At 72.5% G+C, this 21638-nt stretch carries 19 protein-coding genes and 1 pseudogene; 7 read left to right on the forward strand and 13 right to left on the reverse strand.

What is annotated here, in order from left to right; all coding sequences use genetic code 11:
• Window positions 1-41 precede the first annotated feature (41 nt).
• From IEY87_RS38810 to IEY87_RS38825, 4 genes and pseudogenes are all read right to left on the reverse strand, one after another.
• Window positions 42-353, reverse strand: coding sequence for a WhiB family transcriptional regulator (locus tag IEY87_RS38810; RefSeq protein ID WP_157245964.1), 312 nt, complete (start codon window positions 351-353; stop codon window positions 42-44).
• A 100-nt stretch (window positions 354-453) separates the two neighbouring features.
• Window positions 454-1368: a sucrase ferredoxin gene (locus IEY87_RS38815; RefSeq protein WP_189143855.1), complete on the reverse strand. Its 915-nt coding sequence runs from the start codon at window positions 1366-1368 to the stop codon at window positions 454-456.
• A 53-nt stretch (window positions 1369-1421) separates the two neighbouring features.
• Window positions 1422-2917, reverse strand: a pseudogene (locus IEY87_RS38820) (glycerol-3-phosphate dehydrogenase/oxidase).
• Window positions 2910-3419 (reverse strand): TetR/AcrR family transcriptional regulator, encoded by a 510-nt coding sequence (locus IEY87_RS38825; protein WP_189143856.1) that lies wholly within the window; start codon window positions 3417-3419, stop codon window positions 2910-2912. The pseudogene IEY87_RS38820 and the gene IEY87_RS38825 overlap by 8 nt, the downstream one beginning before the upstream one ends.
• 31 nt (window positions 3420-3450) lie before the next feature.
• Between IEY87_RS38825 and IEY87_RS38830 the strand changes: the two genes are divergently transcribed.
• Window positions 3451-5007 (forward strand): FAD-binding oxidoreductase, encoded by a 1557-nt coding sequence (locus tag IEY87_RS38830; protein WP_189143954.1) that lies wholly within the window; start codon window positions 3451-3453, stop codon window positions 5005-5007.
• A gap of 66 nt (window positions 5008-5073) precedes the next feature.
• Here IEY87_RS38830 and IEY87_RS38835 read toward each other — a convergent pair whose 3' ends face one another.
• Window positions 5074-5481 carry a tetratricopeptide repeat protein gene (locus tag IEY87_RS38835; RefSeq protein WP_189143857.1) on the reverse strand — a complete coding sequence of 136 codons (408 nt, stop codon included), beginning with the start codon at window positions 5479-5481 and terminating at the stop codon, window positions 5074-5076.
• A gap of 121 nt (window positions 5482-5602) precedes the next feature.
• Here IEY87_RS38835 and IEY87_RS38840 point away from each other — a divergent pair, with 121 nt between their 5' ends.
• Window positions 5603-7111: a metallophosphoesterase family protein gene (locus tag IEY87_RS38840; protein WP_189143858.1), complete on the forward strand. Its 1509-nt coding sequence runs from the start codon at window positions 5603-5605 to the stop codon at window positions 7109-7111.
• A 21-nt stretch (window positions 7112-7132) separates the two neighbouring features.
• Window positions 7133-8701 (forward strand): bifunctional 3'-5' exonuclease/DNA polymerase, encoded by a 1569-nt coding sequence (locus tag IEY87_RS38845; protein ID WP_189143859.1) that lies wholly within the window; start codon window positions 7133-7135, stop codon window positions 8699-8701.
• A 109-nt stretch (window positions 8702-8810) separates the two neighbouring features.
• Here the strand turns inward: IEY87_RS38845 and IEY87_RS38850 are convergent, their stop codons facing one another.
• Entirely contained in the window at window positions 8811-10079 is a 1269-nt protein-coding gene (locus tag IEY87_RS38850; protein ID WP_225278099.1) for an MFS transporter, read from the reverse strand.
• Window positions 10080-10137: 58 nt separating this feature from the next.
• Window positions 10138-10953 (reverse strand): MOSC domain-containing protein, encoded by an 816-nt coding sequence (locus tag IEY87_RS38855; RefSeq protein WP_189143860.1) that lies wholly within the window; start codon window positions 10951-10953, stop codon window positions 10138-10140.
• Between the two features lie 176 nt (window positions 10954-11129).
• Here IEY87_RS38855 and IEY87_RS38860 point away from each other — a divergent pair, with 176 nt between their 5' ends.
• Window positions 11130-11957 carry an alpha/beta hydrolase family protein gene (locus tag IEY87_RS38860; RefSeq protein ID WP_189143861.1) on the forward strand — a complete coding sequence of 276 codons (828 nt, stop codon included), beginning with the start codon at window positions 11130-11132 and terminating at the stop codon, window positions 11955-11957.
• Here the strand turns inward: IEY87_RS38860 and IEY87_RS38865 are convergent.
• The 4 genes from IEY87_RS38865 to IEY87_RS38880 all read right to left on the reverse strand — a co-directional run bounded on the left by IEY87_RS38865 (window position 11931) and on the right by IEY87_RS38880 (window position 17847).
• Complete coding sequence (locus IEY87_RS38865) at window positions 11931-14063, reverse strand: serine/threonine-protein kinase (protein ID WP_189143862.1); 2133 nt, start codon at window positions 14061-14063, stop codon at window positions 11931-11933. The genes IEY87_RS38860 and IEY87_RS38865 overlap by 27 nt on opposite strands.
• 102 nt (window positions 14064-14165) lie before the next feature.
• Window positions 14166-15584: a YlbE family protein gene (locus tag IEY87_RS38870; protein ID WP_189143863.1), complete on the reverse strand. Its 1419-nt coding sequence runs from the start codon at window positions 15582-15584 to the stop codon at window positions 14166-14168.
• Window positions 15581-16996, reverse strand: a complete 1416-nt coding sequence (locus IEY87_RS38875; RefSeq protein WP_189143864.1) for an AllF/FdrA family protein — start codon at window positions 16994-16996, stop codon at window positions 15581-15583. Before IEY87_RS38875 ends, IEY87_RS38870 begins: the two co-directional genes overlap by 4 nt.
• On the reverse strand, window positions 16993-17847 hold the full coding sequence (locus IEY87_RS38880) for an oxamate carbamoyltransferase subunit AllH family protein (protein ID WP_189143865.1): 855 nt from the start codon (window positions 17845-17847) through the stop codon (window positions 16993-16995). The genes IEY87_RS38875 and IEY87_RS38880 overlap by 4 nt, the downstream gene beginning before the upstream one ends.
• A gap of 129 nt (window positions 17848-17976) precedes the next feature.
• Here IEY87_RS38880 and IEY87_RS38885 point away from each other — a divergent pair, with 129 nt between their 5' ends.
• The 3 genes from IEY87_RS38885 (at window position 17977) to IEY87_RS38895 (ending at window position 20883) form a co-directional block, all read left to right on the forward strand.
• Complete coding sequence (locus IEY87_RS38885; RefSeq protein WP_189143866.1) at window positions 17977-19638, forward strand: PucR family transcriptional regulator; 1662 nt, start codon at window positions 17977-17979, stop codon at window positions 19636-19638.
• Window positions 19639-19649: 11 nt separating this feature from the next.
• Window positions 19650-19859, forward strand: coding sequence for an RNA-binding S4 domain-containing protein (locus IEY87_RS38890; protein ID WP_189143867.1), 210 nt, complete (start codon window positions 19650-19652; stop codon window positions 19857-19859).
• Window positions 19860-20013: 154 nt separating this feature from the next.
• Window positions 20014-20883: a hypothetical protein gene (locus IEY87_RS38895; protein WP_189143868.1), complete on the forward strand. Its 870-nt coding sequence runs from the start codon at window positions 20014-20016 to the stop codon at window positions 20881-20883.
• 26 nt (window positions 20884-20909) lie between these two features.
• Here the strand turns inward: IEY87_RS38895 and IEY87_RS38900 are convergent, their stop codons facing one another.
• Together IEY87_RS38900 and IEY87_RS38905 are read right to left on the reverse strand one after the other, a co-directional pair.
• Window positions 20910-21266 carry a YbaB/EbfC family nucleoid-associated protein gene (locus tag IEY87_RS38900; protein WP_189143869.1) on the reverse strand — a complete coding sequence of 119 codons (357 nt, stop codon included), beginning with the start codon at window positions 21264-21266 and terminating at the stop codon, window positions 20910-20912.
• Window positions 21267-21283: 17 nt separating this feature from the next.
• On the reverse strand, window positions 21284-21637 hold the full coding sequence (locus IEY87_RS38905; protein WP_189143870.1) for a hypothetical protein: 354 nt from the start codon (window positions 21635-21637) through the stop codon (window positions 21284-21286).
• Window position 21638: the final 1 nt, after the last annotated feature.

The following is a 21638-nucleotide window of genomic DNA, read 5'->3' on the forward strand; positions in this document are numbered from 1 at the left end:
TGCGGGATCACGCGAGGCTCTGCGGCTGCTGAGGCCGGGGGTCAGGCGGCGGAGATGCCGGCGCTGGCCGCGCGGCGCATGCGACGACGACGCTCGGAGGCGCGCTCGTCCTCGTTGAGGCCACCCCACGTGCCGTACTTCTCCGGACGGGACAGAGCGTAGTCAAGGCACTCGTTGCGGACGGGGCAACCGCCGCAGATCGCCTTGGCCTTGCGCTCGCGCACATCGCGCTCGGGCTGACGCTCTCCGTCAGGGCCGAAGAAGAGCACGAGGTCCTCACCCCGGCACGCGGCATCATCCTGCCAACCCCAGCTGGGGCGCGGGCGGGCGAGCTGCCGACGTACCTGAGACATGAGAAAACCACCTTCGTGAGAGGTATTTCGGTAATTGAAGCCGCATTGGACGCTTGGCTTATCTGTTCCAACGCAATCCAGGACCGTGATGTTCCCTTGGTCAGCTGAGGGCAGCCGTGGCGTACCGCACAGGGGTGAGCCTGTCCAGCGAAACCAGCCGGTAGGTGGTGATCTTCTCGGCGCAAGCCGTGCCACACGGCGCTTGGAACGCCGATGGCTCGATCACAACCTGGAACCGGACGTCTCCGCAGCGCACGATGGCTTCGGTGACGTCGCCGTCCGACCTTGAGGATTCCACGGCCACTGCGCCGACAGAGCACTCTCCCGTATGGGTTCGGGCGAAATGCTCGACGGCTTGCAATGGCTCAGGGATGCCTGCGCGTCCCCGGTAACGGTCGAGAATGATCTCGCCCGACCGGTACGCGTCAGCCGCTGCGATCGCAGCGGCCTGAGACATGCTGCCGTAGAAAATTCCGTGTGGCAAGCACACGAGGTTGGCGGCGTACCGATCGCCGCCAACGTGTGACGTTTCCCATACTCTGTCCGGCAAAAAATCTGCCAGCGAACGAGCCAGGGGCAATCCAATGCGGGCGCAGCACACATTGCGCTTGGCGTGTGTGCAGACCAGAAATACCGGCTCGTCTTCAAGTATGCAGGACTCGGGGACCACTCCGGCCACCAGCGAGTCCAGGTCAAGATCGTCAGGACCTGCGACGACGCCGCTCGCCAGCCATGGACGCTCGCCCACGGCGTACCCCAGTAGCACACGGATGCCCTGCTGTCTCGGGCGGGTGCGCTTTCCAGGACGGCGGATCAGCTGGGGACGGATGCCGCGTTCGAGCGCCCGCGCGACCAGTTTGGCGACGTTCTCAGGAAGCTCGGAGGTTTCCAGATGTGACGGCCACGGGCCCTCGTGTTCGATGAGCAGCCAGAGCCGGGCGCCCACCGTGGCGCTCGCCAGGGTGGGTATGCCACCTGTGTGGCAGCCCTCCGCATGCTCACAGCCCTTCGCCACACCGGCCCCCTTCCGCTTATTAGGTAAGACTAACCTAACGGAAAGGTGCTGTTTCAGCGGAATGCACCAAGTGCGGCCCACGCCGCCCGCTCCCGATCCTCGGCGACCAGGCCGATCCTGGTCCTGCGGTCGAGCAGATCGCCGCGTCCAGCGCGCCCTCGTGCCGGACCGACCAGATCAGGTCGCCCAGGGTCAGGCCGAGCCCGACCGGCTCGGGGTGCGCCGTCACCAGCCGCTGCACGGCAGGGGCCTCGGCGCCGTAGCGGCGCACCAGCCTGGGGTGCGCGCCGGCGGGCACGGGCCCGGCTCCCACGAGCGGGAGCGCGGCGGTACGGCTCGGCCCCGCGCGCAGGCCGCGCACCGCGACCGCCCGGTCCACGGCGTCCTCGGCCATCCGCCGGTAGGTGGTGAGCTTGCCGCCCACCACCGTGACGATCCCGTCACGCGCCAGGACGGCGTGCCTGCGCGAGAGGTCCGCGGAGCGCCCGTCGGCGGCCAGGAGCGGCCTGAGGCCCGCGTAGGCCCCCGCCACGGCCGTGCGCGGCAGTTCGGTCGCAAGGACCGTGTTCAGCACGTCCAGGAGCGTCCTGATGTCCTCCTCCGGCGCCTGCGGCACATCGGGGACCGGCCCGTCCACGGCGACGTCCGTGAGTCCCACGTAGACCCGCCCGTCCGGCTGGGGCAGCACGAGCGCGAACCTGTTGCTCTCCCCGGGAATGGGCACGTGCAGCCCGGCGCGCAGCCCCGGCAGCGCGTCCGGCCGCAGCACGAGGTGCGTGCCGCGCGAGGGGCGCAGCCGGACGCCGGGGTCCAGCGTCCCCGCCCAGACGCCCGTCGCGTTGACCACCGCCCTGGCGCGGACGGTGAACTCCTCGCCCGTCAACTCGTCACGCACCCGGGCTCCCGCCGGTGACAGCTCCAGGGCGCGGCAGCGGGTCAGGATCCGGGCGCCGTGCCCGGCCGCCGTCCTGGCCAGGGCCACGACCAGGCGGGCGTCGTCCAGCAGCCGCCCGTCCCAGGACAGCAGTCCGCCGCGCAGGCCGTACCGGATGAGGGCGGGCGCCAGCTCGCGCGCCCGCGTCGCGGTGAGGGCGGAGGGGCCGGGCAGCAGGCGGCGCGGGGTGCGCGCGGCGGCCCGCAGGCCGTCGCCGAGCCGGTAGCCGGTCATCACCAGGGCCGCCTGGCCGCCGGAGACGGCCGGCGTGAGCGGCAGCAGGTAGGGGAAGGCGCTGACCAGGTGCGGCGCGGTGCGGGTGAGCAGGTGGCCGCGCTCCAGCGCGCTCTCGTAGGCCACGCCCACCTGGCCCTTGGCGAGGTAGCGCAGGCCGCCGTGGATCATCTTGGAGCTCCACCTCGACGTGCCGAACGCCAGGTCGTGGGCGTCGATCGCGACCACGTTCAGCCCGCGCGCGGCGGCGTCCAGCGCCGCGCCCGCGCCCGTCGCCCCCAGCCCCACCACGAGCACGTCGGCCGTCTCCACCGCGGCCCGCGCCAGCTCCCTGGTCCTTCTGGCGGCGTTCAGCGAGCTGTCCTGCGGCGAGCTATCCAAGGTAGGCCTCCAGGATCGCGGTGAGCTCGGTGTCGAGATCGTCCAGTGTCAGCGGGCCGAGCATGGTCGGCGCCGACACCAGGAACGACTGGGCGATCAGCAGCACCGCCCTGGCCTTGCGCGGGTCTCCCAGCGCGGGCTCCAAAAGGTCCAGCACCGCCTCCTGGCTGGCCCCCCGCCGGTCGAGCAGATAGGGCAGCAGCATCTCGGGATCGGCCGCCACGATCTTGCGCCAGAGCGGGTGCTCGCGCATCCGGCGCACCCCCGTCACCACGGCGGGCACCGGATCCGACAGGTCGAGCCCGCTGATGATCGCGACCCACTCGCGGGTCATCAGGTCGCCGACCAGCGCGCGCACGTCCGTCCAGTGGCGGTAGAGCGTCATCCGGGACACCCCCGCCCGGCGAGCCACATCGGTGAGCGTGGTGCGCCGCACCCCGTAGGCGAGCACGCAGTCCCGGGCGGCGTCGAGCACACCCTCATTGTGACGAATCGACGGCATGTGTCACAGTGTATGCGTGCCTTCCGAACCGATGCTCTGGTCGGGCTGGGGCGACCCCGCCCAGGCCCGCGAGCTCCCCGCGCAGATCCGCGCTCTGCTGCACGACCTGCTCGGTGTCCGCGCGCCGGCCGCGCCCCCCGCCACCCTGGAGTCGGTACGGCTCACGCCGCTCACGCTGGAGCCCCGGCAGGTGCGGGCGCTCGCGGACCTGGTCGGCGCCGAACATGTCCTGACTTCTGATGAAGCGCGGGTCCGGCACACCCGCGGCAAGTCCACCCCCGACCTGATGCGGATCCGCGCGGGCGACGGCACGGACGCGCCGGACGCCGTCGTGCTGCCCGGCGGCCACGAGGAGGTGACGCACCTGCTGCGGCTGTGCGCGGCCGAGCGGATCGCCGTCGTCCCCTTCGGCGGCGGCACCTCGGTCGTCGGCGGCCTGGCGGCGTCCCGTACCGGCTTCACCGGTGTCGTCTGCCTGGATCTGAGCCGGCTGGACCGGCTCGTCGACGTGGACACCACCTCGATGATCGCCACCTTCGAGCCGGGCGTGCGCGCACCCGAGGCCGAGCGCCTGCTCGCCGCGCACGGCCTCACCCTCGGCCACTTCCCGCAGTCCTTCGAGTACGCCACCCTCGGCGGCTTCGCGGCGGCCCGGTCCAGCGGCCAGGCCTCGGCCGGTTACGGCCGCTTCGACGACATGGTCGCCGGGCTCACCGTGGCGACCCCGGCCGGCACCCTGGACCTGGGCCGGGCGCCCAAGTCCGCCGCCGGCCCCGACCTGCGCCAGCTCGTTCTCGGCTCGGAAGGCGCCTTCGGCGTCATCACCGGGCTCCGCCTGCGGGTCCGCCGGCTGCCCGCCGAGCGCCTGTACGAAGGCTGGCGGCTGCCCGGCTTCCAGGCGGGCGCCGCCGCGCTGCGCGCCCTCGCCCAGGACGGCCCGTTGCCCACCGTCCTGCGCCTGTCCGACGAGACCGAGACCATGATCGGACTGGCCCGCCCGGACGCCATCGGCGGCGGCGACTCCGGCTGCCTGGTGATCACCGGCTACGAGGGCGCGCGGGTGGCCGAGCGCCGCGCCGCCGCTTCCGCCGTCCTGTCCGGCCTCGGCGGCGAGCCGCTCGGCACCGAGCCCGGCGAGGCCTGGGTGCGCGGCCGCTTCTCGGCCCCCTACCTGCGCGACTCGCTGCTGGCCGCCGGGGCCACCGTCGAGACGCTGGAGACCGCGTGCTTCTGGGCGGGCCTGCCCCGGCTGTACGACGCGGTCCGGCTGGCGATGCTCGGTTCGCTCGGCTCGCCGCTGGTCATGTGTCACATCTCGCACGTGTACGAGACCGGCGCGTCGCTGTACTTCACCGTGGTGACCGCGCAGGACGCCGACCCGCTGGCCCAGTGGGAGCGCGCGAAGGCGGCGGCCAGCCAGGCGATCATCGAGGCCGGCGGCACCATCTCGCACCACCACGGCGTCGGCCGCGACCACCGCGACGCCTACGCCACTGAGATCGGCCCGCTGGGCACGGCGATCCTGCGCGCGGTCAAACACGAGGTGGACCCCTCCGGCATCCTGAACCCCGGCGTCCTGATCTCCTGAGGGCGACCGGCCGGGGTCCTGATCTCCCGCGGGTGTCCCGAAGCCGGGAGCGCTCCGGGCGCGGGGTCACGGCGGGGGAGGGAGGTCGTCGGCCTCGGACATCAGGGCGACGGCGTCGCCGTACCGGTGCAGGGACTGATAGACCTCCGCCAGGCAGCGCAGGTACGGCACCAGCGCGGCGCCGCCCGACCGCCGGGCGAGGCCGGCCGCCTCCTCGGCCAGGGGGAGGGCCTCGCCGGGGCGTCCGCGCCGCAGGTGCAGGCGGGCCGCGGTGCGCAGCGCGCGGGCCAGCAGCGGCGTGTGCTCGGGGGCCTCGGCGACAAGGGCGCGGCTCATGGCGATCGCCCGGTCGACGCTCCTGATCGCGCCCCGTCCCCAGCGACGCTGGGTCTGCGCGTAGGCGAGCAGGCCCTCGACGGCCGTCACCGCCGTGGAGCTTCGCCGCAGCGCGTCATCGGAACCGTTGCGGGGCATGGAAGCCTCCCTGGCGGACCACAACCGCTTGCTCGGGCCGTCGAGGCTACACCATCCGTGCTGATGACGGCACTCTCCGTTTCAGGGTGCGCTTCTGGTGCGAGATGGCAAAGATGTGGTCATGGAGGAAATCGCGGCAGAGCGGGGGAAGCGGGCATCATCCCGGGTGTCCGAAGAGGGCGCCGGATGGACTTGCGCGCAGATCGGCACGTTCACCCGGCTCCGGCCGGACAAGCAGGGATTCAGCTGGCTGAACGTGCGCACACTGTGGCGCTCCAGGAACGAGGTGCTCGCCGGACTGTTCGGCGACCCGTCGGGGGAGGTACGCGCGCGGTGGGTCGCCTCGCAACGGGAGCGCGAGGCCGACGCCGAGTTCCGGATCAGGCCGGACGTCGGGGAGAGCTTCGACTTCCTGCTGCTGGGCGACACCGGCGAGGGAGACGCCTCGCAGTACGCCGTCGTGCCGGGGATGCTGAAGGCGGGCCAGGGCACGGCCTTCGCGGTGATCGCCAGCGACGTGCTCTATCCGGCGGGATCGGGCAACGAGTACGGCGACAAGTTCTTCCGGCCGTACCAGGACTACGACGCGCCGATCTACGCCATCCCCGGCAACCACGACTGGTACGACGGGCTGGGCGGGTTCATGCGGGTGTTCTGTGACGCGCCGCCGCTCAAGCCCCGACCGGACCGGGGACCGCGCGGGTTACTGTGGCGGCGGCCGGAGACCATCGACGAGCGGGTGCTCGCCGAGGCCCGCGAGCTCAGGAGCAGGCCGTCGCAGCAGGCGGCCGGGCAGGCCGCGCAGCCGGGACCTTACTGGGTGATCGAGAGCCCGAGCCTGCTCGTCGTGGGCGTCGACACCGGCATCAAGGGGGCGATCGACCGCGAGCAGACCGCGTGGCTGCGCCGGGTGTCGCTCGACCCCCGCCCGAAGATCCTGGTCACCGGCAAGCCGATCTACACCCGCAACGAGTACAAGCCGTCCAAGCTGGAGGAGGGCGGCACCATCGACGACATCGTCCGCGATCCCCGGCACCGCTACGTCGCGGCCATCGGCGGAGACGTGCACAACTACCAGCGCTACCCCGTCAAGGTCGGCGACCGGGTGATCCACTACATCGTCTCGGGCGGCGGCGGCGCCTTCATGCACGCCACCCACACCATCCGCCGCGTGGACGTGGGTGGCGTGCACGAGGACGACTACCGGAGCTATCCGCTGCGCGGGGACTCGCTGTCGTTCTACAGTCACCTGTACGCCAAGCGGCTGCGGATGAAGTGGATCGGCCTCACGCCCGACGAGGCGGCCTGCATCATGGCCGAGCAGATCAAGAACACCCCGGTCCGGCCCATTGACCGGCCGGTGAAGGTGACGGCGCGGATGAGGTGGGCGGCGCGGCTGCTCGGCTCCTGGCCGTGGCCGTTCCGGCTGCCGGTGGGTACGGTGTTCCAGCACTACCTGTCCGAGCTGTCGGACTGGGACACCCCGCCGTTCTTCAAGCAGTTCCTGCACCTGTCGGTCACTCCCGACCGGCTCACCGTGCGCTGCCTGGCCGCCACCGGCTGCCTGCAGCAGGAGCTGGAGCCGCCCGTCGAGGACGAGGTGGTGATCGATTTGACGGATTTGTCGTAGTCACCTGACAGTCTGGGAGACGTGTACACGGTCCTGGCAGGACAGACGATCCTCCCGGTCGGGGGGACGGCCGAGCAGCCCGGCGACCTGGCGGCGGCGATGCGCGGCCACGAGGCCGCGCGGCCGCGGTGGGTGTGGGGCGACACCCGCGAGAGCTACCCGGGCCTGCTGCGCGCCGGCCTGCGGGTGGGACGCTGCCACGACCTCGCCCTCACCGAGGGCCTGTTGCTCGCCCACCAGGGCCGGTACGGCGAGCCCCGCTCGGCCAGGGCCGCCCACGCCCGGCTGCACGGCCTGCCCGTGCCGGACGAGCGGCCCGACGAGCCCGGCACGCTGTTCGCGCCCGAGCCGCTGGGCGCCGAGGCGGTCGCCGAGGTGCTGGCCGACCAACTCCGGCGGATCGAGGCGCTGCCCGATCCGGGGCGGTTCCGGCTGCTCGTGGCGGCCGAGTCGGCGGGCGCGCTGATCGCCGCCGAGATGGGCCACGACGGCATGCCGTGGCGCGCGGACCTGCACGACGCCCTGCTCACCGACCTGCTCGGCCCGCGCCCGGTGCACGGCATGCGGCCGGCCAAGCTGCAGGCGCTGGCCGACGAGGTGTCGGCCGCGTTCGGCCATCCGGTCAACCCCGACTCGGTGCAGCAGCTCGTCAAGGCGTTCAAGAGCGCCGGGGTGGCGTTGAAGACCACCCGGTCCTGGGAGCTCAAGAAGCTCGACCACCCGGCGGTCGGGCCGCTGCTCGCGTACAAGGAGCTGGCCCGGCTGTACAGCTTCCACGGCTGGACCTGGGCGGATCAGTGGGTGCGCGACGGCCGCTTCCGCGCCGAGTACGTGGTGGGCGGCGTGGTGTCCGGGCGCTGGGCCACCAGCGGCGGCGGGGCGCTGCAGATCCCCAAGGTGATGCGGCGCGTGGTGGTGGCCGACGACGGGTGGACGTTGATCGTCGCCGACGCCGCCCAGCTGGAGCCGCGGGTGCTGGCCGCGATGGCCGGTGACGCGGGGCTGGCCGCCGCGGCCGGCGAGATCGACCTCTACTCGGCGCTGGCCAGGTCGTTCGGCGGCGAGCGCGACAACGCCAAGATCGCGATGCTGTCCGCCATGTACGGCGGCACCAGCGGCGACGCCGCCAAGCTGCTCGCGATGCTGCGCCAGCGCTTCCCGCAGGCTTACCGGTTCGTCGAGGACGCGGCCAAGGAGGGCGAGGAGGGGCGGCTGGTCCGCTCCTGGCTCGGCCGCACCAGCCCGCCGCCGTCCGGGCGGTGGAAGGAGCTCGTGTCCGGTCCGGAGGGCGCCAAGGCGGCCCGCGACCGGGGGCGGTTCACCCGCAACTTCGTGGTGCAGGCCACGGCCGCCGAATGGGCGCTGTCCCTCATGGCGGTGCTGCGCGGCCGGCTGCCCGACCCCGCCAGGCTGGTGTTCTTCCAGCATGACGAGGTCATGGTGCACTGCCCGCTGGACCAGGCCGAAGAGGTGATGGCCGGGGTCTCGGCGGCGGCCGCCGAGGCCAGCAGGCTGCTGTTCGGGAGCCGGACCCCGGTCCGGTTCCCGATGGAAGCGGTCGCGGTCAGCTGCTACGCCGACGCCAAGTGAGTCAGCTGCTACGCCGACGTCAAGTGAGTCAGCTGCTACGCCGACGTCAAGTGAGTCAGCTGCTACGCCGACGTCAAGTGAGTCAGCTGCTACGCCGACGTCAAGTGAGTCAGGTGCTGCGTCGGCGCCAGGTGATGGCGAGCCAGAGTCCCGCCGCTGTCACCATCACGCCGACCACCAGGCCGAGCACGCCGTAGGACAGGCCGCCCACGATCGCGCCGGCGATGATCGTGCCGGTGGCGCCGCAGACGTTCATCAGCAGGTCCGACAGCCCCTGCACCGCCGTCCGCCCTTCGAGCGGCACCGACTCGCTGACCAGCGCCGAGCCGGCCACCAGACCGCACGACCAGCCCAGGCCGAGCAGGAACAGCGCCACGCTCACCTGCCAGAGGCGGTGCCCGGCCGTGCCCGCCAGCGCGGCGGAGGCCAGCAGCAGGCCCATGCCGGCCAGCAGCACCGGCACCCGGCCCGCCTTGTCCGCCAGCCAGCCCACCACCGGCGACAGCACGTACATGCCGCTGATGTGCAGGCTGATCACGAGGCCGATGACCTGCAGGGAGGAGCCGTCGTGGTGGAGCTGCACCGGGGTCATCGACATGATCGACACCATCGCGGTGTGGCTGACCGCGATCATCACCAGAGCCGTGCGCGCCATCGGGGCGGCCCGCAGGCTCAGCCAGCCGGTTCTGATCGTCCGGTTCCCGCCCTTGGCGGCGGGCGGCGTGCCGTCCAGTTCGCGGGCCAGCTTGAGCGGGTCGGGGCGCAGGCCGGACAGGATGATCACCAGCGCTCCGGCGAAGGCGAGCGCGGAGAACGCGAACGGTCCCGCCTTGCCCGCGAGTCCGGCGTCCAGGCCGATCCGGTCGGCGGGCTCGGCCAGCATGGGGCCGGCGACCGAGCCGATCGTGGCGGCCCAGACGACCAGGGACAGGTGCCTGGCGGCGTGGCCGGGCGGGGACAGGTCGGTGGCGGAGTAGCGGGCGGCCAGGTTGCCGGCGCTGCCGCCGCCCACCAGGACCAGCCCGGCCAGCAGCAGCGGCCAGTTCGCCAGGCCGATGGCCGTGACCGAGATCAGGCAGCCCAGCAGCGCCGCCAGGTAGGCCAGGGCCAGGCCCACCCGGCGCCCGCCCCGCCCCGCGACCTTGGCGATGGGCAGCGCCAGCAGCGCGGCGCCGAGCACGGTGGCGGTTCCGGCGAACCCGCTGATCACCGTCGAGCCCGACAGCTCGTCCACGACCACCGAGCTGAGGGCCAGCCCGACGGCGACTCCCACTCCGCCGACGATCTGCGCGCCCGACAGAACGCCCAACGTACGCCGCTGAATGCCACGGATGCGGTCAGGGGAGGAGACGGCGGACTTCGTGGGGGTGCTGGACACCCGTGAAGTCTCGCATAATCCTCAAGACCCCCCAAAGGGGACAGATATCCTTATCCGGTCAGAGTACGGTCACCAGGTCACCCTTGGCGATCCGGCCCGTGCCGTCGGGGATGAGGTTGACGCCGAACCAGGTCTTGCCGTCCCACCTGCGGTGCCTGGCGAGCGTCCGGATCGGCTCCTTGCCCTTGGCCGTCGTCTCCGGATCCACGGTGGTCAGCACGCACCGGTCGCACAGCTTGGCCACCCGGAAGTCCACCTCGCCGATCCGCAGCCGCTGCCACGCGTCCTCGGAGAACGGGGCGTCCGCGCCGTCCACCACGACGCTCGGCCGGAACCTGCGCATCGACAGCGGCGCGGGCGGCGGCTCGCCGAGCTCGTCGGCCGTCCGCGCCACCCACGTGTCGAGCTGGGCCAGCGACGCCGTCGAGGTCAGCAGCAGTGGGTAGCCGTCGGCCAGGCTGACCCGGTCCTGCGGCAGGCCATAGGCGGGGTTGACCGGCCGGCGGGTCGGATCGTCCAGCCAGGCCAGCCTGCCGGTCCGCCCGATCAGCGCGGACATCCAGGCGGCGGCGTCGTCACCGCAGTCGGTGACCTCCACGGGCGTGCCCCAGACATCGGCCGTGAACCGGCGGGAGGTGGGGGTGACGCGCAGCGCGGCGGCGTGCGGGCCGGTGAGCGTGATGGTGTCACCGTCGGGCTCGGCCACGCAGGCCAGCATGATCGGGTGCTCACGAGCGCTCATCGGCCGGCCGCGCTCGTCGACGACGAGGTAACGCCGGTCGCCGGCCAGGCCCCAGGGTTGTACCTCGGCCTCGCCGACCTCGTGCCCGCTCGTCGACTTCACCGGATAGAAGTAGATGCTCCCCAACTCCATGCGGAAAAACGTACAGCACCCCGGCGACCGGCGGAAAGACGGTCTGAAGGAGCGTGCGCGCGGCCCGCCGGAAACGACGCGGCCGGTCCGCCGAAGATCGCCGCGAGCCGGGGTCCGTCGCGGTCCACCGGTGCGGCGAGGTGTTAACGTTCCCGCTTGACTGAAGGGAGATCGACATGAGAGCCGCCACACCCGCGGTGACGTTCGACAGCGACGAGGTCGCGCTGCTCGGCGTTCTGCACCTGCCTGAAGGGGAGGGCCCGCACCCCGTGGCCGTTCTGTTGCACGGCTTTCCGGGCAACGAGCGCAACTTCGACCTCGCGCAGTCGCTGCGCCGGGCCGGATATGCCGCCTTGGTCTTCCACTATCGCGGCTCCTGGGGCGTCGGCGGCCATTGGTCGTGGGCGAACGCGCTTGAGGACGCCGGCCGCGTGGTGCGCGCGGTGCGGGAGGAGGCGTTCGCGGCCGCCCACCGGCTCGACCCCGGACGGCTGGCGGTCGTCGGGCACAGCTTCGGCGGCTTCGCGGCCCTGATGACCGCCGCCGGCGATCCGGGCATCGCCGCCACCGTCTCGGTTTCCGGCTTCGACTTCGGTACGGTCACCCGCGGGCTCGGCCCCGCCGGGCGGCGCGCGTACGTCGAGATCTTCGACGGCGAGTTGCTCCCGCTGCGCGGGACCAGCGGCGAGGAGCTGGTCGGCGAGATGGAGGCGGCGGGGGAACGGTGGAGCCTGGCGGCCTTGGCGCCGTCGTTCGCCGACCGGCCCGTGCTGCTCATCGGCGGCGGGCTGGACCCTGTCACGCCCGCCGAGGTGCATCACCGGCCGCTGGTGGGCGCCTACGCCGCGGCCCGGCTGGAGCATCACGAATGGGCGACCGACCATGCCCTGTCCGACCACAGAGTCGAGCTGGCCGAGACGGTCCGCGACTTCCTCGACCGCGCGCTCGGCGGGACGGCCCTGACGCCTGCGGGCGCGTCAGGCGGTCTGACGGAAGGTGTCTAGGAACACCTTGCGGGTCTTGGCCTGGTCGTCCCAGGTGAGCTCCGGCATCTCAAAGGTGATCTTGTAGGCGGTGCTGTCGTCGATCGTGACGTACCTGGACAGCGCGTGCATGGGGACGCCGTTCTTGGTCGTGTAGGTGTACTCCCAGTCGGCCGCCTTCCAGTCCCGGTAGCGCACCGCCTGGAGCTGCACCTGGATGTAGCCGTCCACGCCGCCGTCGGCCTCCGCGCGGCTCAGCTCCGCCAGGCCGCCGTCGGCCTGCGACGTCACGTCCTCGACCACGATGCGCGCGCTGGAGTCCTTCGGGCCTGAGAAGGTGGCCTCGCCTTCCGACGAGGCCAGCTTCCAGTCCGGAGGCACGCCGACCTTGAACCCGGCGGGTGTCTGCTCCCGATAGCCGTCGGGCACCGGCGAGGCCTCGGGCTCGGTGACGAGCGCACTGGCCGAGGGCGCGGAGGTGACCTCCAGCGGGGCCTGCGAGTCGCCGCTGCCGGAGGCGATGAACATCAGCACGGCCACCACGGTGAGCACGGACGCGACGGCGATGACGATCAGCAGCGGCGTCGGCCGCCCGTCCCGCACCCACGCGTTGCCCGTGTCCTCGGGCCTGCGCCTGCTCGTGGTGTTGCGGTGCGCCACGCCCGGCATGGTCGCCAGGCTGCGGTGCGCGGACTCCCGCGCCAGGCCGCGAGACTGGTCGCGCAGGTCGTCGGCCGAGGCGAGCGGCCAGGGCGTGGGGCGGCCCGCGGTCCGGCTGTCACTGGTCAGCGGGAGGATCGGCGGCGCCGAGCGCTCGTCCGGAGCGGCTAAGGGGCCGTGCGGGCCGGCGTAGGGGTCCGGCGGCGCGCTGAGCGGCGGCTGCGGGTTCGACGAGCTGTCCAGCAGGCCGCGCGACACGAACGGCTCCTCCGGGAGGGGGTGCGCCCCCGAGGTGCTGTGCGGGCCGGAGATGTCCTGTGGCATCCGCTGCGCGCCCGAGGCGCTGGTGAACGCGTCGAACCTGTCCGGACGTGGCGACGGCGGCAACTGCTCGGTGCGGTGGCTGCCCGAGGGGCTCGACCCCCCGTCGAACGGCCTGGAGTAGCCGCCGGACGGGCTGTTCGGGTCGTACGGCACGCGTACCGGGCCTGAGGGTGTCTCCACGATCCGCGAAGGCAGCGGACCGGACGAGGAGTCCATGCCCCGGGCCGGGGTGAGGTCGGGCTGCGGCGGCAGAGGCTGCTGCGGCGGCTGCTGGGTGCGCGGCCGCACCGCGCCGTGCGCGCTCAGCACCCGCTCCAGCATCTCCCCGACCTGCTCGGCGGTGAGCCGCTCCGCCGGGTTCTTGCGGAGCAGGCCCTCGATGACGGGCCCCAGCGCGCCCGCGTGCTGGATCGGGTTCGGCGCCTGGGTGAGCACCGCGCCGAGCACCGCGATCGCGTCCGGCCCCTCGTACGGCGGGCGTCCCTCGACCGCGGCGTACAGCGTCGCCCCGAACGACCACAGGTCGGCCGCCTGGGTGAGCTGCTGCCCGGACAGCCGCTCCGGCGGGACGTAGGCCGGCGAGCCCATGAGCAGCCCGGTCTGCGTGATCGTCACATCGCCCTCGATCGCGGCGATGCCGAAGTCCGTCAGCACCACCCGGTCGGAGGTGAGCAGCACGTTGCCCGGCTTGATGTCGCGGTGCAGGATGCCGGCGGCGTGCGCGTGCCGGACCGCGTCCAGCACCCGGATGCCGATCTCCGCGGCCTGGATCACCGGCAGCGGGCCGCTCTGCCGCACCGCCTGCTCCAGGGACCAGGCCCGGACCAGCTCCATGACGATCCAGGGCCGGCCGTCCTCCTCGACCACGTCGTGCACGGTGACGATGCCCGGATGGGTCAGCCGCGCGGCGGACCTGGCCTCACGCAGCATCCGCCGGTAAGCCACCTGCTTGCCCGCCTGGTCGAGCCCGAACGGCAGGATGAGCTCCTTGACCGCCACGTCGCGGGCCAGCAGGACGTCGTGGGCGTGCCAGACCATGCCCATGCCGCCCCTGCCGACCGGCGACATCAGGCGGTAGCGCCTGCCGATCAGGCGGCCCTGGCTCTGCGGAGCGCCGCCTTCGACGCCGCGGTCCGCTGCCATGTCCGCCCCCACCTTCAGTCTCTTCGCCCCTGCGTGGCGGCTCCAGATTACGAGGTTCGCCACGATATAGGCGCAACACTCGGAGGGAAAGCTGAAGGCTCTTTACCGAAGAGCCGACGTGGGTCCGTCCGCGAAGGGATCCGCTGCTGCGTCGGCCAGGGCCGCGAGGGCGCTGGTGAACGCCTCGGCGGGCGGGCTCACCAGACCGGCGCCGACCTGCCCGGTGCCCGCCACCCGTCCGGCGATCCCGGTGTTGACCACCGGCAGCACGCCGGTCCTGGCGACCAGCGTCACGTCGATCCCCACCGGCGTGCCACGGAAGCCCAGCCCGGGAATCTGGTAGGCGGGGTGCTCGGCCACCGTGATCTCGTACATCGACCGGGTCGCCGCCACCGCGTCCGCCACCTCGCCGCCCACGAACCGCACGATGGCCGGGGCCGCCGCCATCGCGAACCCGCCCAGCCCCGACGTCTCGGTGATGGTGGAGTCGCCGATGTCCGGATTGGCGTCCGCCGGACCGTACGCGCCCAGATAGAGCCCGTCCGGCACGCCCGCCGGGCCGGTGAACCACCGCGAGCCGAGCCCCGAGACCTGCACGCCGAAGTCGGTGCCGTTGCGCGCCATCGCGACGACCAGCGACGACCCCGGGATGTCGCGGGCCGCGTCGGTGCTCACCTTGGCCGCCGCCATGCCCGCGTTCAGGAAGAAGTGGTCGTTGCCGGCGATGAAGCGCAGCACCTCGGAGGCGGTGGCCGGCGCGGCGTCGGCCACGGCGGGGGCGAGCTCGCGCAGCAGCAGCGAGGTCGCCGCCCGATTGCGATTGTGCAGTTCGTCGCCCATCTGCAGCGCCTGCGCGATCAGCGACCGCAGGTCGATCGGCCCGGCCAGCTCGACCGCCGCCGACAGCACCGGTCCCAGCACGTCGTCCATCCAGCGCAGCCGGTCCAGCACCTCGGGGCCGAACGCGCCATAGCGCAGCACCTTGCCCAGGCCCTCGTTGAGCGAGCAGTAGGCGGTCCCGCCGTGTTCGGCGTCGCGTACCTCGAACATCCACATCGACGGACTCACCACGCCCGCCATCGGCCCCACGGTCGCGTGCTGATGGCAGGGCTCCAGCCTGACCTGGCCGGCGGACAGGGCGGCGGTGGCCTCGCGCTCGTCGCGGGCGTACCCCTCCAGCAGCATCGCGCCGATCAGCGCCCCCCGCATCGGGCCCGAGGCCCGCTGCCAGGTGATGGGCGGGCCGGCGTGCAGGAACATCCCCGCCGGCAGCCGCAGCACCTCCGAGGCCCGGCGCACTCCCACGAGGTACGGGCGGGCGGTGGTGAGCCGGTGGACGGCGAGCTCGTTGGCCGCGTGCCTGCGCGGGTCGGCGAGGATCCTGGCCAGGGCGCCGGCCGTGCCCGCCAGGGGCGGCCGCCAGGCCACGGCGGTGACGTCGGCCGCCTGCTCGCGCAGCGACTCCGCCAGAAGGCTCGCGCCGGCTGTGATCACCCGGGGCGGGCCGTCGAGCAGCGTCATCGATCCTCTCCTTGTACGTGACCTCCGGGATGACCGAGCAGGCTCGCGGCGTGGCGGGCGGCCTGGGCGTTGGAGGCGAAGACGGTGGCGCCCGCCCGGCAGAGCGCGGCGCGCTGCTCCCGCAGGCCCTGCGGATCGGCCTCGGTGCCGATGAGCGCGACCACGACGGGCGCCGGGACGCTCGCGATGACGGGGGCCAGCCCGGCGGCCGGATCGGGGTCCGCGCCGTGGCCGAGCACCACGTCCATGAGCACCACGTCGCCCGGCCGCACCCGGCGCAGCGCCTCCAGCCGGAGCGTCGGATCGATCATCGGGTGCGCGCGGCCCCGGGTGTAGGCATCGTCGCCGTAGTCGGTGAACTCACCCCGCCCGGCGACCAACGCCGCCTCGGCACACAACGTCCCCCCCGAATAAACCCCCACAAGCCCACCCCCCACCGACCTACCCGGCCCACCCGGTCCGGCTGACGTGTCGGCGGGGTAGCGCGGCCAGCGGGGGACCGGTAGGTCGAGGGCGTGTAGGGCCGTCTCCGTCGCCGCGGTCAGGTCCCCGCCCTGCCCGAGCAGCGCCGTCACGACCGGCGTGCGCAGCGTCGCGATGACTTTCTGTACGGCGTCCGCCACGCCCGGGGCGGGCGGCTTGGAGATGAGGATGATGAGCTCGGTGGCCGGATCGTCGTCGAGCATCCGCAGCGCCCGCAGCGTGGAGCGGCCGCCGATCGGCGCGGACAGGTCCCTTCCCCCGACGCCGAGCACCTGGCTGACGCCCACCCCGGCCAGGTCGAGCAGGCAGGTGACCTGCTGCGCGCCGGTGCCGGAGGCGGCGACCACGCCGACCGGGCCGGGCCTCAGCACGTTGGCGAAGCCGAGGCCGACGCCGCCGATGACGGCCGTGCCGCAGTCGGGGCCCATGACCAGCAGGCCGCGCTCGTCGGCCCGCTCCTTCAGCAGGCGCTCCTGCTCGACGGGCACCCCGTCACTGAAGATCATCACAGGCAGTCCGGCCTCGATGGCGTCCAGCGCCTCACCGAAGGCGTGCTCGCCCGGCACCGACACCAGCACCAGATCCGCGGCCGACCGGGCCGCCGCCGAGCGGGTGGTGAGCGGCGGCTGCTCGGCCGCCTGGCCCCCCTGCACCGCCTGCGCCCGCAGCCGGCTGTCCAGCTCGGCCACCGCCGCGTCGACGTCCGCGCCGCGCAGCGCCACCAGCAGATCGCCCGGCCCGGCCTCGGGCACCTCGAAGCCCAGGTCGCGGGCGAGATCGAGGTTGAGCTCCGTGGCCATGGCCACGATGGCCACCTGCGTGCCGGGCAAGTCCGCCAGAGCGCCGCTCACCCGCATGAGCGTCACCGAGTCGTAGTAGGCCCCCCGCCGAACGAACACGGCGTCGGGCGTCGCGTTCGGGTCGTTCATCGGGGGTCTCCCAGGGCGAGGACCGCGTCGAGGCCGATGGCGATGCCCTGGGCGAGGTCGGCGCCGGAGGTGTGGCCGAGGCTGTGCAGGCGTCGTAGCGCGGGTTCGAGGGGCTGGCGCCCGGCGAGGCCGCGCAGTACGGCGATCACCTCGGGGCACGCCTCCCCCCGGGCGGCGCAGTGCAGCAGCGTCGCCGAGAGCGGCGTCGTACGGGTGCGGGCGTCGAAGGTGACGGCCGCCGCCAGCCAGCCGCCGAGCCGTACCGCCCGCTCGACCCCGGTCGCGGTGCCCAGGTGCCGGAGCGTCACCAGCAGTCCGGCCAGCACGTCGTCCCCGCTCGGGGTGAGGCCGGGACCGAGGCCCACCAGCCGCTCCGCCGCCGTCACCGCGCCCAGCAGCCAGCCTGAGGCGCAACTGGCGGCCAGCAGCTCGACCGCGTCGTGCCCCGCCAGTCCAGGCGCGCCCTGGGCCTCGCCGGTCAGGCACAGCGACGCGAGCGTGCGCGGATCGACCTCGCCCAGCGCGGGCGCGGGATCCCACCAGCGGCGCACCCGCAGGCTCAGCCGCCCCACCTCCACCGACCCGTCCCCGGCGAACGCCTCGTCACCCACCGTGACGCGCGGCAGCTCGGCGGCGAGCAGCAGCGAGTTGGGCAGCCGGATGCCCTCGCCGCTGATGACGGCGATCACCGACGGCTCCAGCTCGGTCCTGACCTCGAGGTATATCCCGGCGGAGAACGCGGCGAGCACCCGGGCGGGACGCCGGGGCGACTCCAGGACGGGACGTACCGCCGTGCTGGCGGCGCCCGTGACATGGACGCGAACCCGCCGAGCGTGTGTACCGACCGTCACCCGACCTCCCTACGGACCCTGACCTGACCGTAGAACGGTCCCGGCAACCCCCCGTACGGAGAAATTTGCCAACAGTCGGCGGGAAGGTTGGCTCTTCCTGACAGACCGATCCCAGGGAACAATCGCCCCATGGAGCCCCCAGTCCGCCTCGCCAGCACCGGAACGATCATCCATGGCGTGTCCGTGGGGGAGGTGCTGGGCGTGTCGACGCTCGCCGGGGCGCGGCTGCTCGCGGGGGAGAGCGGCCTGGGCCGCATCGTGCAGCGCCTCAACGTCATGGAGGTGCCCGACATCCTGGCCTGGGTGAAGCCGCACGAGTTGCTGCTCACCACCGGTTACCCGCTGCGCAACACCCCGCAGTCGCTCGGCCGCCTGGTGGCGGACCTGGACGAGCGCGGGCTGGCCGCGCTGGGCATCAAGCTCGGCCGCTACGTGGACGAGCTGCCGGAGGAGATGATCGAGCAGGCCGATCGGCTCGGCTTCCCGCTCATCCTGCTGCCGAACGACGTCGGCTTCGACGACATTCTCAACCAGGTGCTGACCGACATCCTCAACCGGCAGGCGGCCGCGCTGGTCCGCGCGGAGGAGGCGCACCGGGCGCTGGTCCAGGTGGTGCTGGCCGGAGGCGGGCTGGACGAGGTCACCGCCGAGGTCGCCCTGCTGCTCGACGTGTCGGTCGCGGCGGTGGACGGCGGCGGGCGGATCCTGGCCGTCGCCGGGCCGCCCGACCAGGTCGCGTCGTTACGCGAGTCGATCGTCCGGGAGGGTCCGCCGCTGCCGCCCGCCGGGGCGACCGGTTCGGCCGTCCGGCTGCCGCCGACGTCCACCTCCGCCGGTCCGGGCGCGCGGGCGCGCGGCGGGACGATGGCCTCGGTGCCGGTGATCGCGGGCGGGCACCATCACGGGCGGATCGTCGCCTACAGCCCGGCCGGCGTGATCCAGGACAGCGACCTGAGCATCCTGGAGCGTGCCGCCACCGTCGCCGCGCTCGCCGTCACCCGGCAGGAGGCGGTCAACGCGGTGGAGAGCAAATACCGGGCGGACTTCCTGCGTGACGTGCTCACCGGCCGGGCCGGGTCGGCGGAGCGGGTCACGGCCAGGGCCAGGGCGTTCGGCTGGGACCTGGAGCGGCCGGTCACCGTGCTGGTGGCCGAGCTCGACCCGGAGGGCGACGAGCGCACCGCCCAGGATCGCCTGGTCACCTGCTGGACCGCCACGATGCGCCGGCACGATCAGCGCGGCGCGGTCGCGGGCTTCTCGCACGAGGTGGTGGCGGTGCTGGACGCCGCCGTGGACGCCGACCGGGTGGCCAAGGACGCCGCCGCCGCCTTCGCCGACGTGCCGCCCGCCACGTTCTCGACGGGCACCTCCCGCCCCTGCCAGGGCGCGGAGACGCTGCCGGAGGCCTACTCCCAGGCGCTCAAGGCGGCCCGGGTCGGCCGCCAGCTGCACGGCAGGGGGGCGGTCGCGCACTTCGACCAGCTCGGCGTCTACCGGCTGCTGTCGCTGGTGAACGACACCGAGGAGCTGCACGCCTTCGTCCGCGAGACCCTGGGCCCGCTGGCCGCCGACGCCGACGCCGAGAACGCCGACCTGCGGCGCACTCTCCAAGTGCTGCTGGAGACCAACCTGAATGTCGCGGAAACGGCCAGGCGGCTGCACTTCCACTACAACACGCTGCGCTACCGGATCGGCAAGCTGGAACGGCTCCTCGGCAACTTCACCGACGACCCGCACCTGCGCCTGAACCTGACTCTGGCCCTGCACGTGCTGAGGATGCGCGGCATCTAGGCTTGGTCCCCGTGGACCTGGACTTCGAGCTGCGCTCCGACTACATCCCGCTGTGCGACCTGCTGAAATACTGCGGGGTCACCGAGACGGGGGGCCTGGCCAAGCATCTGATCGCCGAGGGCATGGTGCTGGTGGACGGCGAGGTGGAGCTCAGAAAGCGGGCCAAGATCCGCACCGGTCAGGTGGTCAGCGGGGACGGCTTCACCATTCACGTCGCCTGAACCGTCTCACGTTGCAAATGAACCGCCTCACGTGGCAAATCGTGGGATGATCGGGCAATTCGACGCGCGGAAATCATCCGGTGGTGGAGAAAGGGTCTGCAACGTGAGTCCGTCCCCCAAATTCCTCCCGAAGGCCCTCCCGGCGGGAGGGATCTTGCTGTCCGCCGCCGGTGTCGGCGCCGTGGTCCTGCAGATGCTGCAGGTCGCCTACCCCGACGGCGACCCGGCCAAGGCGCGCGAGGCCGCGCAGCTGCTGCGGCAGCTGGCCCGGCGGGTGGACATCAGCCTGGAGGACGTGGCGGAGATCGCGGGCAGGCTGTGGCGGCCGCCCAGCTCCGGCGCGGGCATCGATGCCTTCAAGACGTACTTCAAGGACGAGGTCGCGCCGTTTCCGCCGCTCGTCTCCGCCTACGTCCGCGGGCTGGCCGACGCGGTCGACGACTACGCCGAGATGCTGGAGGAGACGCAGCACACGCTCCGGACGATGGCCTTGACCCAATGGCTCGAGCTGCTCATGTTCTTCTGCTGGCCGGCGGTCGACAAGAAGGTCCAGGTGTTGATCAACTGGGCGGTACGCAGGTCGCAGGCGCGACTGCTGCTCAAGATGTACGACCATGCCGTCGGGAAGCGGCTGCTCGGCGCCGTGGGAGGCAGTCTCACTTATACGGCCCTCGACCAGGTGATCGTTGACGGGGTCAAGGTGGCGAGGGGCGAGGACCTGGGATCGTGGGGCGACCGCGGCGCGTACATGGTGAAGAATTTCGCGGCGGCCATGGTCTTCTACCATGTGGACCCGGCCAACTTCGGCAAGGCCGCGAACCTGCTGCCGAAGAACAAGGCGGCGCAGAACGCCACCATGTTTCTCGTCGGATCCTCCATCTTCACCATGACGGGGAACGCGCTCAACAGGCCCGGCGACGTGATCGACGATCCGGCCAGCCTGTTGCCCACGTGGGAGCAGATGCTCGCCAAGCTGGGTGTCGCCGCAGGCCAGGACCAGTTCAGGCGCTTGCGCGGGTACTGACGCCTGGACCATGGGCGCGAGGTAGGTCACCACTCCTGGCCGGCACGCCTGACCTCGTCGGCGAACGGGTTCAGGCCGTTCGTCAGCATCCCGGTCAGCTGGGTGGCCAGGTCCGCGCCGGCGTTGCTCGCGGCGGCGAGCACCGCCTCCGCCAGAGCGTCCGCGCCGAGGCGCATGGCCCGCGGGTCGATCCGCAGGCTGCCGAGCGCGCCGCTCGCCAGCACCTCCGCCTCCACCTGGCCATGGGCCGCCGTGCCCCGGCCGCGCACGGCGCCGAGGCCTTCCCGCAGCTCTTCCAGCGGCCGGGTAGTGGCTTGGAACTGGCCGAGAAAGCGGTTCATCTCCTCGTCGAGGAAGGGAGCGCCGCCGTCCGGTGTGGTCATCAGGTCTCCAAAGAACGTCAGGGGTTGGGCTTTTTGTCCGGCGCCGAGAAATCGGGCAGGTCGGACACTTTCGGCAGGGATTGGATGTTGGCCCAGTTCGCGACGTCGAAGCCGGTCTTCATCCCGGCCAGCCGTTCGGCGATTTCCGGATATCTGTCGCGTAGCGCGCCGACATAGGTGGTGGTTGACTTCAATGCGGTGGAATAGCCCTGCCTGAACGTGTTCGCCGTCTCATCTGTGCCGGCGAAGTCGCCCAGCGCGGCGATGGCGTCGAGAATCCAACGGGCATCTTTCGCCAGGCCGTCGTGCTCGTCGGCGAATCCGTCGGCCGCCTTGGTGAAATCACTCCTCAGGACGTCGATGTTCGGCATG

The sequence above is a fragment of the Nonomuraea glycinis genome (assembly GCF_014646515.1).
GTDB lineage: Bacteria > Actinomycetota > Actinomycetes > Streptosporangiales > Streptosporangiaceae > Nonomuraea > Nonomuraea glycinis.

Coding starts and splice junctions, on each gene's coding strand:
- IEY87_RS38810 (WP_157245964.1), bottom strand. CDS start 353: ATGTCTCAGGTACGTCGGCAGCTCGCCCGCCCGCGCCCCAGCTGGGGT.
- IEY87_RS38825 (WP_189143856.1), bottom strand. CDS start 3,419: ATGCCGTCGATTCGTCACAATGAGGGTGTGCTCGACGCCGCCCGGGAC.
- IEY87_RS38830 (WP_189143954.1), top strand. CDS start 3,451: ATGCTCTGGTCGGGCTGGGGCGACCCCGCCCAGGCCCGCGAGCTCCCC.
- IEY87_RS38835 (WP_189143857.1), bottom strand. CDS start 5,481: ATGCCCCGCAACGGTTCCGATGACGCGCTGCGGCGAAGCTCCACGGCG.
- IEY87_RS38840 (WP_189143858.1), top strand. CDS start 5,603: ATGGAGGAAATCGCGGCAGAGCGGGGGAAGCGGGCATCATCCCGGGTG.
- IEY87_RS38855 (WP_189143860.1), bottom strand. CDS start 10,953: ATGGAGTTGGGGAGCATCTACTTCTATCCGGTGAAGTCGACGAGCGGG.
- IEY87_RS38860 (WP_189143861.1), top strand. CDS start 11,130: ATGAGAGCCGCCACACCCGCGGTGACGTTCGACAGCGACGAGGTCGCG.
- IEY87_RS38865 (WP_189143862.1), bottom strand. CDS start 14,063: ATGGCAGCGGACCGCGGCGTCGAAGGCGGCGCTCCGCAGAGCCAGGGC.
- IEY87_RS38870 (WP_189143863.1), bottom strand. CDS start 15,584: ATGACGCTGCTCGACGGCCCGCCCCGGGTGATCACAGCCGGCGCGAGC.
- IEY87_RS38875 (WP_189143864.1), bottom strand. CDS start 16,996: ATGAACGACCCGAACGCGACGCCCGACGCCGTGTTCGTTCGGCGGGGG.
- IEY87_RS38885 (WP_189143866.1), top strand. CDS start 17,977: ATGGAGCCCCCAGTCCGCCTCGCCAGCACCGGAACGATCATCCATGGC.
- IEY87_RS38900 (WP_189143869.1), bottom strand. CDS start 21,266: ATGACCACACCGGACGGCGGCGCTCCCTTCCTCGACGAGGAGATGAAC.
- IEY87_RS38905 (WP_189143870.1), bottom strand. CDS start 21,637: ATGCCGAACATCGACGTCCTGAGGAGTGATTTCACCAAGGCGGCCGAC.